Source organism: Agrococcus jenensis, from assembly GCF_003752465.1.
Taxonomy (GTDB): Bacteria; Actinomycetota; Actinomycetes; order Actinomycetales; family Microbacteriaceae; genus Agrococcus; species Agrococcus jenensis.
In genome coordinates this window covers 1,237,897-1,252,189 of sequence record NZ_RKHJ01000001.1, presented here as the reverse complement: position 1 = coordinate 1,252,189, position 14,293 = coordinate 1,237,897, and the positions used below count along the sequence as shown (strand labels likewise).

Genomic DNA, 14,293 nt, shown 5'->3' with positions numbered 1-14,293 from the left:
GCAACCACCCGCGGGTGCGCCATGCGCCGAAGGTGAGAGAAGCCTCACGGTCGCCCGCTGGCGCGTCGCGTCTGCTGGGATCGAGGCATGCAGGAGCAGCGCGAGCACGAGCAGGCGACGACCCAGCCGGTCGACGGCAGGAGCGCTGAGGAGCAGCTGCTGCGCGACGCGCTCGGCGACGAGCTGCGGGGCGGGCTGCGCGTGCTGAGCCACGAGCCGTACGGTCGGGGCGCGCTCACCGGCTTCGAGGAGGCCGGCACCGCCCGCGCCTGGTACGTCGACACCTCGGGCAAGCGGGTCGACAGCGAGACCGGGCTCGTGCTCGGTGATCCGCAGCAGCCGCAGGCGCGCATCTGGCTGCACCCCGCCGACCCGCGGCTGCCGGCGCTCTCGCCCGCCTCGTTCCCCGACGCCGCCACGACGCTCATGGCCCGCATGGGCGTCGTGATCGACCAGCGGCCCGAGCTGCTCGTCTACCGACCGGGCAAGCGCGCCATGTTCCGGATGCGCGAGGGCGTCCGCGAGACCTACCTGAAGGTCGTGCGCCCGTCGTCGTCGGCCGCGATCGTGCACCTGCAGGAGTCGCTGCGCGCGGGCGGCGTGCCGGTGCCCACCATCACCGCCTGGTCCGAGCTCGGCATCGTGCTCACGGAGGCGGCGGCGGGCGTGCCGCTGACCGCGCGGCTCGACGAGCTCGACCCCGAGCGCCTGCTCGACTCGATCGACGCACTGCGCGAGCGGATGGCAGCGGTCGACACCGGTCGCGATGCACGCGCCTCGCTCGCCTCGCGCACCCCCTGGTACGTCTCGCGGCTGCGCGCGGCGCTCGACCGCCACGACCGCCGCGACGGGGCCCGGCTCGAGGGGCTCCTCGCGAGCGTCGAGCGCTCGCTCGAGGCGTCGGACGCCGCCGCGCCCGACGACGCCGACCGCCGCACGGTGCACGGCGACCTCCACGTCGGGCAGCTGTTCGTCGACGCGGACGGGTCGAGCCGCATCGCCGGCGTCATCGACATCGACACGGCCGGCCTCGGCGATCCGGCCGACGACGAGGCGGCCATGATCGGCCACCTCGTCGCATCGATCGCGCTCTCGCGTGCCGACCCCGCGCGGGCGGCGGGCTTCCGGCGGCTCCTCGACGCGTCGGTGGCGCGCTGGCTCGCGCCCGGGCGACCGGGACGCGGGCGCGTCGCCCACCGCACCGCGGTCCACGTCCTCGCCCACGCCCTCACCCCGACGGAGCGCGGCGACCTCGAGACGGCCGAGGCCGAGCTCGCACTCGGCCTCGAGATCCTCGGTCGCGGCCGGTCCGCGGGGAGCGGCAGATGAGAGAGCTCTCATCCGACCCTCCTGCGCCGCTCACGCGCCGCCGCGATGGTGGACGCATGCAGCGGAACCAGTGGATCCTCGTCGGCACGGCCAGCGCGCTCAGCGTCGGCGCCCTCGCGATCGGCGCCGTCGGCGTCGCGAACGCGATGAGCGTGCAGGATGCGGCCGGCCGCCCGGTCGCGGGTGTCGAGATCCGCGGCGACGCCCTCGGCGGGTCGGCCGACGGGCTGCCGACGAAGGTGGGCGGCGACGTCATCCTCGCCCCGTCCCCGACCGCGATGGCCTCCGCGACCGGCGCGGCGAGCGCGGCTGCGCCCGCACCCGCACCAGCACCGGCGCCGGCCCCCGCACCAACGCAGCAGGCACCCGCTCCGGCGCCGGCGCCGGCGCCCGTGGCTCCGGCGGCCTCGGTCTCGGCCGCCTCCGCCGCGTCGAACGGCTGAGCCGCGCGCAGACCTCCCGGATCGGAGGGTCGTGAGGTAGACTAATGAAATGCCTGCCATCGCCCTCGCCGACTCCCTGCGCGTCGCGCTCGTGCGCATGGGGCGCCGCATGCGCCGCGAGCGGGCGGACGAGAACCTGTCGCTCCACCACCTCTCCGCGCTCGGCGCGATGCAGGCGCTCGAGGAGCCCACGCTCGCGAGGATCGCCGCCGCCGAGTGCGTGAAGCCGCCGAGCATGGTGAAGACGCTGCAGCACCTCGAGTCGCTCGGCTACGTCGAGCGCAGCGACCACCCGAGCGACGGCCGGATGGTGATCTTCCGCATCAGCGCCAAGGGCGAGCAGATGATCGGCGAGACCCGCGAGCGCCGCAATCGCGCGCTCGCCTCGGCGATCGAGCAGCTGAGCGCCGAGGACCGCGCCGCCCTCGAGCGCGCTGTGCCGATCATCGAGCGGCTGGCCGAGCAATGATGTTCCGAAGCTTGCGGCTCTTCAACTACCGCACCTGGTTCACCGGCGCGCTGATCTCGAACGTCGGCGCATGGATGCAGTCGACGGCGCTGTCGTGGACGGTGCTGACCGTCCTGACCGAGAACGACGCGACCGCCGTCGGCATCAACATGGCGCTGCAGTTCGGCCCGCAGCTGCTGCTCGTGCCCGTCTCGGGGCTCATCGCCGACAAGTACGACCGCCGGAAGGTGCTGCTCGTCACGCAATCCGCGATGGGCGTGCTCGCGCTCATCCTCGGCGTCGTCGTGACCACCGGCCTCGTCGAGCTGTGGCACGTGCAGCTGTTCGCGCTCGCGTTCGGCATCGTCCAGGCCTTCGACATGCCGGCGCGCCAGGCGTTCGTCTCCGAGCTCGTGGGACAGGGCGACATCGCCAACGCGGTCGCGCTCAACTCCGCCTCGTTCCACGGCGCGCGCCTCATCGGCCCGGCGGTCGCGGGCGTGCTCATCGCGCTCGTCGCGCCCGGCCCCGTCTTCCTCATCAACGCGGTGACGTTCATCGCGATGATCGTCGCGCTGCTGCGGATCCGCAGGAGCGAGCTGCAGCCGAGCCCGCGCGGCGCGAAGGGCTTCGGCGACATCGTGGAGGGCTTCCGCTACGTGCGGAAGCGCGGCGATCTGCTCATCGTCTTCGTGATGGCGTTCATCCTCGGCACGTTCGGGCTCAACTTCCCGATCTACATCTCGACCATGACGAGCGTCGAGTACCGAGCGGATGCGAGCACGTTCGGCATCCTCTCGAGCGCGATGGCGATCGGCTCCGTGACGGGCGCCCTGCTCGCCGCGCGCTCCGAGCGGCCGCGCTGGACGTACATCATCGGCGGCATCGGCTCGTTCGTGCTCGCGTGCGTCTTCGCCGCACTCGCGCCGAGCATCTGGGTCTTCGGCGTCGCGCTCGCGGTCGCGGGCTTCACGGCGCAGCTCTTCATGACGAACGCGAACTCGATGGTGCAGCTCACGAGCGCGCCGGAGGTGCGCGGGCGCGTCATGGCGCTCTACGGCGCGGTCTTCATGGGCGGCACGCCGATCGGCGCCCCGATCGTGGGCTGGGTCGCCGATCTCTTCGGCCCTCGCTCCGGCATCCTGGTCGCCGCGGCGACGTGCCTCATCGCCTTCGTCGCCGGCGCGATCTGGTGGGCCCGCGCGCGCCGCGGCGACCGGATGACGCGCACCGGCACGCTGACGCTGCCGCCGGCGACGGAGTCGGTCGACGTCGTGAAGTGACCGGTCGCGGGCGGCTCGAGGCTCCCGCCACTCGATCGTGGCCAGCCGGCTCCTGCGGGGTTGATAGGCGGGGTGCATAGCGTGGGCGCATGACCACGCGACCGACCGAGAACGTCTGGGACTACCCGCGCCCGCCCCGCATCGAGCCGAGCGACGAGCTCGTGCGCGTGGTGCTCGGCGGCGAGGTGATCGCCGAGACGCGCGCGTCGCTGCGCGTGCTCGAGACGAGCCATCCGCCCACCTACTACCTGCCGCGTTCCGCCTTCCGCGAGGGCGCGCTCGCGAGCGCACCGGGTGCGAGCGTCTGCGAGTGGAAGGGCCGCGCGAGCTACCTCACGGTCGCCGGCGGCGACCGCGCCGAGTCCGCAGCGGCGTGGTGGTACCCGACCCCGCAGCCGGGCTTCGAGCCGCTCGCCGACCACATCGCGATCTACCCGGGCCGCATGGACCGCGTCGAGGTCGACGGCGAGGCGGTCGAGCCGCAGGCCGGCGGCTTCTACGGCGGCTGGATCACGTCGCGCGTGACCGGACCGTTCAAGGGCGCGCCGGGCACGCGGGGCTGGTAGCCCAGGCGGTCAGCGCCCGCTCACTCCTCGTGGCCCATCTTCACGGCCTCCACCACGAGCCGCACGATGAGCACGACGAGGAACACGGCGAAGAGGATCGAGGCGGTGCGCGGGTCGAGCGCGATCGCGGCGGCCGCGCCGAGGGCCGTCGTCACGCACGCCGACAGGCCGACGACGAGGGCTGACAGCAGGTCGACGTTGCGCTTGCGCAGGTTGCCGATCGTGCCCGAGATCGCGGTCGGGATCATCATCGCGAGCGACGTGCCCTTCGCCACGAGGTCGCTCTGCCCGAACAGCAGGATGAGCATCGGCACGATGATGATGCCGCCGCCGACGCCGAGGATGCCCGAGAGCACGCCGGTGATGAAGCCGAGCACGACGAGCGCGGCGATCGACCACGGATCGAGCGCCGTCTCGGCCTCGCGCGAGGGCACCACGAAGAACAGGCTCACCGCGACGGCGGCGAGGAAGACGATGAACGCCCAGCGGATCGCGAGCACCGGCAGCTTGTGCAGCAGGTGCGCGCCGACCTGCGCGCCGATGACCGAGCCGATGACGAGGATGAGCGCGACGAGCCAGTCGACGTGCCCCGCGGCGGCGTAGCTGCCGACGCCCACGAGCGCCGACGGCACGATCGCGGCGAGCGACGTCCCGGCCGCGCGACGGCGGCCGAAGCGCGCGAGTAGCACGAGCAGCGGCACGATGACGATGCCGCCGCCGATGCCGAACATCCCCGACAGGAAGCCCGCGAACAGCCCGATGCCGACGAGGGCGAGGATCGGGCGGCGCTGGTCGGTCTCTTCGCTCTCGGTCACGCCTCCATCCTGCCGTGCTCGTGGGCCTCCTCCGGCGCGCGCGCCACGAGCACGACGACGACGAGCGTGAGGATGATCGCCGACACGGCGACCGGGAACGGCAGCACCGGGTCGAGCAGCACGAGCAGCGCGGCGGTCGGCACGACCGTGTTCACGACGCGGTCGCGCTGGTGCCGCAGCGCGATCCACCAGATGCCCATGACGAACACCGCGATCGGCACGGTGACGGTGAAGGACGCGATGAGCGGGTCGAGCGCGGACGTGCCGGTGAGCACGTCGATCTCGACCTCGATGCCGGCGGAGAGGGCGCCGGCGGCGGCGAAGACGAAGTAGTGCGCGTAGCCGTGCCGCACCGAGCTCGCGTAGTCGGTGATGAGCCGGTGGTGGGGCGACCAGAAGTAGATCCACCAGAGGGCGCAGGTGACGACGAGCGCGAGGGTCGCGATCCACAGCAGCGGGCCGAGCTCGTCGACCTCCTCGATCGCCACGATGACGGCGTTGGCGGAGGCGAGCAGGCTCTCGCCGAGCAGGATGAGCGTGAAGAGACCGAAGCGCTCGGTGAGGTGGTGCGGATGCCACGGCGTCGCGCCCTGCCGCTCGGCGACGATCGGCACGGCGAGCTCGACGAGGATGAGCACGCCGATCGCGACGAACGAGACCGGTTCCGGCAGCAGCAGCGACAGCAGCCAGAGCACTTGGGCGACCGCGATCCCGAGCGCGTACAGCTGCGTCGCCCGGCGGCTCTCGCCAGCCCACCGCGACGCGCGCAGCCACTGCGTCACCATCGCGACCCGCATCACGACGTAGCTGAAGATCAGCAGCGAGAAGTCGCGCTCCTCGAACGCGGGCTTCACGCCTGCCGCGAGCACGAGCACACCGGCCATCTGCACGAAGGTCAGCAGCCGGTAGAGCCAGTCGTCCGTCGCGAACGAGGTGGCGAACCAGGTGGAGTTGATCCACGCCCACCAGATGCCGAAGAAGATGACGGCGTAGACGAGCAGTCCCTCGACGATGTGGGCCTCGGTGAGCGCGTGGTGCAGGTTGACGGCGGCGACGCTGACCGCGACCACGAACACGAGGTCGAAGAACAGCTCGAGCGGCGTGGCCGTCCTCCCCGCCTCCTCGGGGTCACGCGGACGCATCTGCAGCAGCCGGAAGCGTCCCGCCTCCGCAGCGGGGACGACCTCGGGTTCGCCGCCCTCGCGGGAGCCGGCGTGATTGGACATGCTCATGGCGCTGAGCCTACGGTCGCGGACGCGCGCCGCGCGCCGCGCGCCGTCAGGGCTCGGCAGGTGGCCGAGCCGGTGACGGGGCCGCCGGCCGCATGGCGTGCGCCATCCACCACCAGGCGAAGACGCTCAGCACGATCGGCACGATGATCGAGGCGAGGCTGCCGATCGCGACGAACGGCCAGGCGATCGCGAGCAGCCGGTCGGCATCGGCCCACTCGGCCAGCGCATCCGGAGCGATGCCCGAGGACGACCCGCCGAGTCCCCCGGAGCCGATGCCCGGGAGTCCGCCGACGAAGGGGCCGCCGACGGAGGAGCCGAGCCCGCTGACGAAGCTCGCGGCCACGAGGGCGATGCCGAATGCGGCCCACGTGACGCCGGCGGGATGCGCGAGCCCCGGGTGGCGCAGCATGCGCGCGCTGAGCCACAGGCCGAGCAGCGCGATGCCGAGGCCCAACGGGACGCCGATCGCGAGTGCGATCGCGGTCGGCGTCCCGAGCCAGGGCAGCACCGCGCGGGCGATGCCGACGCCCGGGTCCGGCGCACCCTCCATCCACGCGACGGCGCCCAGCAGCAGGGTGGGGATCGCGAGCCCGAGCAGCAGCAGCGCCGCGCATGCCTGCGCGACGGCGAGCCCGAGCCAGGCGAGCCCACCGCCGACGCCGCCCGCGAGGCGGGCCCGGGGCGCCGCGGCGCGGGGCAGCGGCGGCCGCGGGACCGGCAGCGGCGCCGCCCCGATCGGCCGGCCGGACGCCGCGACGGCTCCCGGTTCCGACAGCGTCATGGCGTCAGGCTAGGACCGCGTCCCCCGGCGTGCCAGGGGCGTCATCGTGTCGTGCTTGCGGCAGCGCGGCGGTCAGGCGGCGAGCGCCTGCTCGACGTCGCCGCGCAGCTGCTCCGGCGTGGTGGTGGGCGCGAAGCGCTCGATCACCGTGCCGTCGCGGCCGATGAGGAACTTCGTGAAGTTCCACTTGACCGCGCCGCCGAGCAGCCCCTTCTTCTCCTCCTTGAGCCACTGGAAGACGGGGTGCGTGTCGCTGCCGTTGACGGCGACCTTCGCGAACATCGGGAAGCTGACGCCGTAGTTGCGCTCGCACGCATCGGCGATCGCCTCGGCCTCGTCGAGCTCCTGGTTGAAGCTGTCCGAGGGGAAGCCGAGCACGACGAGCCCCTCGGGCGCGAGGTCGCGGTAGAGCTGCTCGAGGCCCTCGAACTGAGGCGTGAGGCCGCACTGGCTCGCGGTGTTCACCACGAGCACGACCTTGCCCTCGTAGTCGGCGAGATCGACCTCGCCGCCGGTGAGTGCCTCTGCCTGGAAGTCGCTGAGCGTCGTCATGCGCTCATCCTCCCGGCTCTTGCTATGCGCGCGCCGAGCCGCGCGTCAGTCGGACGTCGTGGGCGCTGGACGCTCGAGCCCCGCGAACGGCGCGGTGCCGTCCCGGTAGGCCTGCTCGTCCGCCGCCTGGATGACGGTCGCGCCCGCCATGAGCGACACCTGCGACTGCACGGCGGCGTCCGTCTCCAGCGGCGCCCCCACCCCTCGATCGAGGTCCACGAGCATCACCGAGACCCAGGCGCTGCCGTTCGACGCCATGCCGAGCCACTGCCACATCTGCGCCGGGTCGAGCGACCCGTGCACTTCGACGACCTCGGCATCGCGCTCGGCCGGCGTCTGGTGCGCGTACGGCTCGCGATCGAAGTCCCAGACGATCGGGTCGAAGCCGCGCTCGGCGAGCTCGGCGTCGAGCGCGTCGCTGAGCGCCGGCCAGTCGTCGGGCACCGTTCCGGTCGACCGGTCGCTCGAGTTGTAGAGGTGGTGCAGCGTCGCCCCGCCGTAGCCGTTGCCGGTGTTCGCGAACATGCCGCCCGCCGCGCCCTCCGCCCAGGCGCCGCCCCTCGCGTGCTCGTCGACGACGCGCTGCAGATCCGTGAGGAGCGCGTCGCCGACCGACTCGATCTGCTCCGCTCGCGGCGCCGCGAGCACGTCGGCGGGCTCGATCCACGCCTCCCCGGGGAAGTCCGCCCAGGAGAGCGTGACCTCCTGCCCGGATGCGTCCGTCACCGTCGCCCTGGGCGCCGGCGGCTGCAGCAGCATGCAGCCCGTCACCACGGCACCGACGAGGCACAGCGCGGCGGCCGGCCAGGTCCAGTGGATGCGTCGCATGGCAGGAGCCTGGCAGGCGGCGGCGCCCGGCGGGGCCGCCGGAGCGCGCAATCATCCCTCCGATGGACGGCGGCGCGTCGAGCTCGGCGCCGTGCGTCAGCGCTCGACGCGCTCCCCGCCGATCTGCCAGCTCGTCGTCGCGATCAACCGATCGATGAGCGCGTGCATGCTCCGACGGAGCGCATCGGGGTCGCCGACCTCGCGATGCTCGAGCAGCTGGTGGCCGATGACGACGAGATCGCACGCCACCGGCGTGGGAGCGTCGAGCGAGCGAGCATCGGTGCGCGCGATCCTGACGCGACGGCGCGTGCGGAGCACCAGCAGCTCGCCGCCGTCGGCCTCGGCCAGCCGCGCGAGCTCGCCGAACACCGCGTCGGTGCGCCACATGCCGGGCTCCGGCGGCGGTCCCGAGCGCGGCTCGACCGGCGCGAGGAGGGCGTCCCGGTCGTGCCGGGTGCGCACGAACGGGTTGCGCCCGTTCCCGACGAGCATCGCGAGCAAGGGGTCTGCGATCCCGGACAGCAGCAGCACGCACGCCGCCGCCGCGAGCCCGGCGCCGAGGCTCGCGGGCGGATCCTGCTGCAGCACGAGCGCGATCGTGCCTCCGATGACGACGACGGCGAGGATCAGCAGCCAGCGCGCGCGGCGCAGGCGGCGCTCGTCGTCCTCGTCCATACGGCGAGCATCGCACGACCGCCGGCGCTCGCGCAGCCGCTCAGGCGTCCGGGTCGGCGGCCGCGTGGTCGAGGCGGCGGCCCAGGGCGACGGCGAGCGCCGCGCCCAGCACGCCGAGCGCGGTCGCCGCGATGAGCCAGCGGTAGTCGATCGCCCCGAGGAGCGCGCTGCCGAGCGCGAGCATGAGCATCTGCGGCACGTTGATCGAGACGTTGAGCGCCGCCGAGGTGCGGCCCTGCAGCCGCGGCCCCGTGCGCCGCATCCGCAGCGTCACGACGCCGACGATCACCCACGGGACGCCGAAGCCGATGAGCGCCTGCAGCGCGCCGACGCCCAGCCAGCGCATCCACGCCTCCGGCAGCGGCCACTGCACGACGAGGAACGCGACCACGGTGCCGAGCCCGACGAGCGCGAGCCCCCACGCGACGAGGCGGCGCTCGCCGATCCGCCGCAGCATCCAGGCGGAACACAGACCGCCCGCGAGCGCGCCGATGCCCTGGATCGCCTGCGCGGGTCCGAGCGCCGCGGGACCCTCCTGCAGGCCGTGCTCGACGAGCGGGAAGATCGTGGCGTTCAGCAGCCCGGTCAGGCCGAAGCCGATCGCGGTGGCGATGGTGAGCAGCCGGAGCAGCGGGTCGGCGAGCAGCGCGCGGAAGCCCGCCGAGAGCTCGTGCCAGTACGTCTCGCCGGCCAGTCGCGGCTCGGGCGGCGACTCCTGGATGCGCACGGTCGTGAGTACGATCGCCATGGTCAGGAAGCCGCCCGCGGCGAGCGCGATCACGGCCCACGGCCCGGCGGCGACGTACAGGGCCGCGCCGAGCGCCGGGCTGATGATGCGCATCCCGTTGTCGATCGACGTGAAGATGCCGTTCGCGCCGGCGAGCTCCTCGTCCGGCAGCAGGTCGCGCAGCAGGCCCGATTGCGCCGCGGCGGTGAGGTAGGCGGCGAGGCCGTAGCCGAAGGTCGCGGCGTAGATGAGCCAGACATGCTCGGCCCCCTGCACGAGCAGCAGCGTGAGCACGACGCCGGCCGTGCCGAGGTTCGTGCCGATGAGCAGCGGGCGGCGGTGCACGCGGTCGGCGAGCTGGCCGGCGAAGGGGGCGAGCAGCGCGGGCAGGCCGATGAAGAGGAAGACGAGCGCGCCCGCGGCGTCGGAGCCGGTGAGCTCCCGCACCCAGATCGCGAGCACGAGGTAGAGCGCGCTGTCGCCGAGGTTGGTGGCGACCCAGCCGACCATGAGGCGTCGGTAGGCGGGGCGGCGCATGGGCGACGCGGGCTTGGTGGCGGTCGCCGTGGATGCGGTGGTGGTCATGAGCGGTCCCTCGTATGGTGCGCGGGTGTGGTGCGCGGGCGGTGCGCGGGCGCGGCGGATCGCGACCGCGGGCGCGCGGCCGGGGCGTCGAGGCGGCGCGCATGGCAGCCTCGACGAGCGGACGGACGTCAGTCCGCGGCGGGCTCCGCGCCGGTCAGCGGCGCGTCGAGATCGGGGTTCAGGGTGGCGAAGAAGTGCGACTTGTGGCTGCCGACCGGGCGCAGCGACGCGTCGTCGTGGCGGCCGCGGAAGCGGTCGACGAGGTGGGCGATCTCCTCCGCGACCTCGGCGAGCTCGTCGGGCGTCGCCCAGAACGTGGAGATGTTGACGGTGACGCCGTTCACCCACTCCGGCAGCTTGCCGTTGCCGTGCGCGGTGAGGAACTTGATCATCCGGTCGGCCTCGTGCTGCACATAGAGGGCGCCGATCGTGCTCGACGACCGCACGGAGTCGATGTCGTCGGGGTCGGGGCGCAGGTCGCGGCTCCGGTGCGCCGACCGCCACGGCTTCGACGTGCCCTTGGCCTCGGCGCGCACGATGAAGCCGGCCTTCTCGAGCGTGCGCAGGTGGAACGAGCAGTTCGACGGGCTCTCGCCGACGCGCTCCGCGATCTGCGTCGCGGTCGCCTCCTCGAGCTCGTCGATGACGGCGAGGATCTCGACCCGCAGGGGGTGGGCGAGTGCGCGCAGCACCGCGGGATCGCTGCTCCGGAGCGCCGGGGCCTCATCGCCCGGCTCGCTCTGCGGTGCCCGATCGGACGGGTCGCGCGCCTCGGTCATGCTCAGATCAAACCACGCTGGATGCGCAGCTCGGCGCGCTCGCGGTCGTAGTAGCGCGCACTCGCCTCGCGCTCGACGCGGGCGCGGTTGCGCTCCTCGCTGGCGATGCGGTGCGGGATGCGGCTCGTGCGTCCCATGGTGTGCCTCCTCGGTGTCCGGCGGTGCAGGTGCCCTGCCGATATGCGAAACACTACCTTCGAAGCAGACGCTTCGCAAGGGTTCTTTCGAACGAGTTGCTTCGGCGTGTCGCGCCGCCAGCGGGCGGCCCGGGAGCCGCGGATGGCCCGCTCCGAGCTGGAGCGGGCCATCCGTGCGCGCGGATCCGCGCCGGGTCAGGCGGCGAACGTCGCCTTCGCCTCGGCGACCACGGCGGGGTCGCGGAAGGCGGCGAGCGCCGTGGCCGCGAGCAGCGCCGCGCCGTCCTCGATCACCGGCGTCGCCGCCGTGCCACCCGCCGCCTCGGCGAACTCGCGAGTGTGGGGCGAGCAGTCGGGGACGAGCGTGAGCATCGGGTGGATCGAGGGCACGACGTGGCTCACGTTGCCCATGTCGGTCGAGCCGCCCATCTGCGGCGCGACCGCGGGCGTGCGGCCGAGCGCGACGAGCGCCTGCTCGGCGAGGCCCGCGAGCGTCGGGTTGGGTCGCAGCGAGTAGTACGGCGGCGTCCGCTCCTCGATCAGCACCTCGCAGCCGGTGGCGATCGCCGCGCCCTGGAAGCACGCCTGCACGCGCGGCACGATGCTCGCGAGCAGCGCGTCGCGGTCCTCCGCGCGCACGAACGCGCGGATCGCCGTGTGCTCGGGGATGATGTTCGGCGCCTGGCCGCCGTCCGTCACGATCGCGTGGATGCGCGCGTCGTCGGGCAGCTGCTGACGCAGCAGGCCGATCGCGGTGAGCGCGAGCGTCGCCGCGTCGAGGGCGTTGATGCCGCGCTCGGGGTGCGCCGCCGCGTGGCTCGCGCGGCCCGTGAACTCGACGTCGAGCGCGACGCGCGACAGCGAGCTCGATGCGGCGACGTCCTCCCCCGCCGGGTGGATCATCATCGCCAGGTCGATGCCGTCGAGCACGCCGTGCTCGATCATCGGCACCTTGCCCGCCGCGCCCTCCTCGCCGGGGCTCCCGACCACGACGAGGTGGGCGGGCGCGCCGCCGTCGGCCGCGAGCGCATCCTTGACCGCGAGCGCCGCGCCCAGCCCCGCCGCGGCGATGATGTTGTGGCCGCACGCGTGGCCGATGCCCTCGAGCGCGTCGTACTCGAGGAAGACGGCGACGGTCGTCGTGCCGTCGGTCGCATCCGCCGTCGACCAGCGGCCGACGAAGGCGGTCTCGAGCCCCGCGAACCCGCGCTGCACGGCGAAGCCGGCGGTCTCGAGCTCCGCGGTGAGGCGCGCGGCCGCGTGCACCTCGGTGAAGCGGATCTCGGGGTTGGCGTGCAGGTCGGCGGCGACGTCGACGAGCGTCGGCAGGTGGGCGGCGAGCGCGCCGCGCGCCTCCTCGATCAGCGCGGGCACGTCGACCTCGCGGTGGGCGGCGAGCTCGGGGGCGATGGTGGTCATCGGGTTCCTTCCTGGGGCAGGACGACGGTGGATGGGTGGGGCCGGGTCACAGCGTCAGGCCGTGACCGGGGCCGAAGGGCAGCCCGGCGAGGCCCCACAGCGCGAACTGCAGGAGCCAGACGACGAGGATGACGATCGTGAAGGGCAGCACGAGGCTGAAGAGCGTGCCGATGCCGCCCTTCGGCGCCCAGCGCTGCATGAGGCCGAGGATGACCGGCAGCATCGGGTTCATCGGCACGAGCGGGTTCGTCGCCGAGTCGGTGATGCGGAAGGCCGTCTGCACGGCGGCCGGGTCGATGCCGTTGAGCATGAACATCGGCACGAAGATCGGCGCCAGCAGCGTCCAGAGCGCCGAGCCGCTCGCGAGCAGGAGGGCGGGGAGGATGACGAAGAGGCTGAAGAGCATGAGGCCGCCGACGCCGTCCAGCCCGGCCGCGCCCAGCGCATCCGCACCGCTCGTGGCCACGAGCAGCCCGAGCTTCGACCAGCCGAACCATGCGATCGCCTGGGCCGCCGTGAAGATGACGACGATGAAGGGCACGAGCTCCTTGACTGCGGCGACCATCATCTCGGGCACCTGCCCCCAACGGGTGAGCGTGCCGGCGACGAGGCCGTAGGTGATGCCGACGGTGAGGAACATGAGCAGCAGGAAGATCGGCAGGCCGTCCATGAACGGCGAGCGCAGCAGCTGGCCTCCCTCGCCCTGCAGGGGCGAGCCGGGCAGCAGCGCGGCCGTCGCGACGAGCGCGGCGAAGACGACGAGCGCGACGCCGGCCGCGATGAGGCCGCGGCGCTCGGCGCGCTCGAGCGGCTTCGTGTCGGCGGCCTCGGCCTCGCCGTTCCAGGCGCCGAGACGCGGCTCGAGGAAGCGCTGGCACGTGACCGTGATGGCGATCGCGAGGATCACGGTCGAGGCCGACATGAAGAACCAGTTGGCGAGCGGCGTGACCTGCGCCTCGGGATCGACGATCTGGGCGGCGGAGGTGGTGATGCCGCTCAGCAGCACGTCGGTGCCGGCGATGATGAAGTTGGCGCTGAAGCCGGCGACCACCGCGGCGTAGGACGTGATGAAGCCGGCGAGCGGGTGGCGCCCGGCGGCGAGGAACGCGGCCGCGGCGAGCGGCGGGATGATGACCATCGCCGAGTCGGAGGCGAGGTTGCCCATGAGGCTCACGACCACGACGACGATCGTGACGAGCGACTTGGGGGCCGCGAGCACCGCGCCGCGCATGAACGACGACAGCAGGCCGAGGCGCTCGGCGACGCCGATGCCGAGCATGACCGTGATGATGAGGCCGAACGGCGGGAAGGCGACGAAGTTGTCGATCGCACTGGTGAGCGCGTAGACGAGGCCCTCGGGCGACAGGATGCTCTGCACCGGCAGCTGCTCGCCGGTCGCGGGGTCGAGGGTGGATGCGCCGAGCCCGGACGCGATCGCGGAGGCGAGCGCGACGATGCCGGCGAGGATGAGGAACAGGTAGAACGGGTGCGGCAGCCTGTTGCCGACGCGCTCGATGCCCCGCAGCACGCGGCCGCTGGCGCCCGGCGCGTCGGCGAGGGCGAGCTCGGATCGCTCGGTCTCGGGACGGTCGTCCTTCGTGGTGGTCATGGTGGGCCCTCTCGGCAGGCGCTCGGGCTCTGGGGCCGGAGCGAACGTTGCGGACCAGGATGCGATCCCGGTGTTGCAGGCATGT

The 14,293-nt window shown here is 73.2% G+C and carries 16 protein-coding genes; 5 read left to right on the top strand and 11 right to left on the bottom strand.

Annotated features, from left to right (window positions below):
• Positions 1–87 precede the first annotated feature (87 nt).
• The 5 genes from EDD26_RS06220 to EDD26_RS06200 all read left to right on the top strand — a co-directional run bounded on the left by EDD26_RS06220 (position 88) and on the right by EDD26_RS06200 (position 4,069).
• Positions 88–1,329: a phosphotransferase family protein gene (locus tag EDD26_RS06220; protein ID WP_123696914.1), complete on the top strand. Its 1,242-nt coding sequence runs from the start codon at positions 88–90 to the stop codon at positions 1,327–1,329.
• Positions 1,330–1,385: 56 nt separating this feature from the next.
• On the top strand, positions 1,386–1,772 hold the full coding sequence (locus EDD26_RS06215) for a hypothetical protein (RefSeq protein ID WP_123696913.1): 387 nt from the start codon (positions 1,386–1,388) through the stop codon (positions 1,770–1,772).
• Between the two features lie 49 nt (positions 1,773–1,821).
• On the top strand, positions 1,822–2,241 hold the full coding sequence (locus EDD26_RS06210; protein WP_123696912.1) for a MarR family winged helix-turn-helix transcriptional regulator: 420 nt from the start codon (positions 1,822–1,824) through the stop codon (positions 2,239–2,241).
• 11 nt (positions 2,242–2,252) lie between these two features.
• Positions 2,253–3,503, top strand: coding sequence for an MFS transporter (locus EDD26_RS06205; protein ID WP_170165553.1), 1,251 nt, complete (start codon positions 2,253–2,255; stop codon positions 3,501–3,503).
• 89 nt (positions 3,504–3,592) lie between these two features.
• On the top strand, positions 3,593–4,069 hold the full coding sequence (locus tag EDD26_RS06200) for a DUF427 domain-containing protein (RefSeq protein ID WP_123696910.1): 477 nt from the start codon (positions 3,593–3,595) through the stop codon (positions 4,067–4,069).
• A 20-nt stretch (positions 4,070–4,089) separates the two neighbouring features.
• On the opposite strand, the gene EDD26_RS06195 is transcribed toward EDD26_RS06200, so the two are convergent.
• From EDD26_RS06195 to EDD26_RS06145, 11 genes are all read right to left on the bottom strand, one after another.
• A complete protein-coding gene (locus tag EDD26_RS06195; RefSeq protein WP_245989779.1) occupies positions 4,090–4,884 on the bottom strand; it encodes a sulfite exporter TauE/SafE family protein in 795 nt (264 codons plus the stop codon).
• Positions 4,881–6,116 carry a low temperature requirement protein A gene (locus EDD26_RS06190; RefSeq protein WP_342769298.1) on the bottom strand — a complete coding sequence of 412 codons (1,236 nt, stop codon included), beginning with the start codon at positions 6,114–6,116 and terminating at the stop codon, positions 4,881–4,883. The genes EDD26_RS06195 and EDD26_RS06190 overlap by 4 nt, the downstream gene beginning before the upstream one ends.
• Before the next feature lie 46 nt (positions 6,117–6,162).
• Positions 6,163–6,897: a hypothetical protein gene (locus tag EDD26_RS06185; protein WP_148058708.1), complete on the bottom strand. Its 735-nt coding sequence runs from the start codon at positions 6,895–6,897 to the stop codon at positions 6,163–6,165.
• Positions 6,898–6,969: 72 nt separating this feature from the next.
• On the bottom strand, positions 6,970–7,449 hold the full coding sequence (locus tag EDD26_RS06175) for a glutathione peroxidase (protein ID WP_123696907.1): 480 nt from the start codon (positions 7,447–7,449) through the stop codon (positions 6,970–6,972).
• 45 nt (positions 7,450–7,494) lie between these two features.
• Positions 7,495–8,277 (bottom strand): hypothetical protein, encoded by a 783-nt coding sequence (locus EDD26_RS06170; RefSeq protein ID WP_123696906.1) that lies wholly within the window; start codon positions 8,275–8,277, stop codon positions 7,495–7,497.
• Positions 8,278–8,373: 96 nt separating this feature from the next.
• Complete coding sequence (locus tag EDD26_RS06165) at positions 8,374–8,952, bottom strand: hypothetical protein (protein ID WP_123696905.1); 579 nt, start codon at positions 8,950–8,952, stop codon at positions 8,374–8,376.
• A gap of 40 nt (positions 8,953–8,992) precedes the next feature.
• On the bottom strand, positions 8,993–10,264 hold the full coding sequence (locus EDD26_RS06160) for an MFS transporter (protein ID WP_123696904.1): 1,272 nt from the start codon (positions 10,262–10,264) through the stop codon (positions 8,993–8,995).
• 128 nt (positions 10,265–10,392) lie between these two features.
• Positions 10,393–11,043: an ArsR/SmtB family transcription factor gene (locus EDD26_RS06155; RefSeq protein WP_123696903.1), complete on the bottom strand. Its 651-nt coding sequence runs from the start codon at positions 11,041–11,043 to the stop codon at positions 10,393–10,395.
• A 2-nt stretch (positions 11,044–11,045) separates the two neighbouring features.
• Positions 11,046–11,180, bottom strand: a complete 135-nt coding sequence (locus tag EDD26_RS15000) for a hypothetical protein (RefSeq protein WP_281273314.1) — start codon at positions 11,178–11,180, stop codon at positions 11,046–11,048.
• Positions 11,181–11,375: 195 nt separating this feature from the next.
• Positions 11,376–12,599, bottom strand: a complete 1,224-nt coding sequence (locus EDD26_RS06150) for an amidohydrolase (protein WP_123696902.1) — start codon at positions 12,597–12,599, stop codon at positions 11,376–11,378.
• Between the two features lie 46 nt (positions 12,600–12,645).
• Positions 12,646–14,208, bottom strand: coding sequence for an AbgT family transporter (locus tag EDD26_RS06145; protein WP_123696901.1), 1,563 nt, complete (start codon positions 14,206–14,208; stop codon positions 12,646–12,648).
• Between the last annotated feature and the right edge of the window lie 85 nt (positions 14,209–14,293).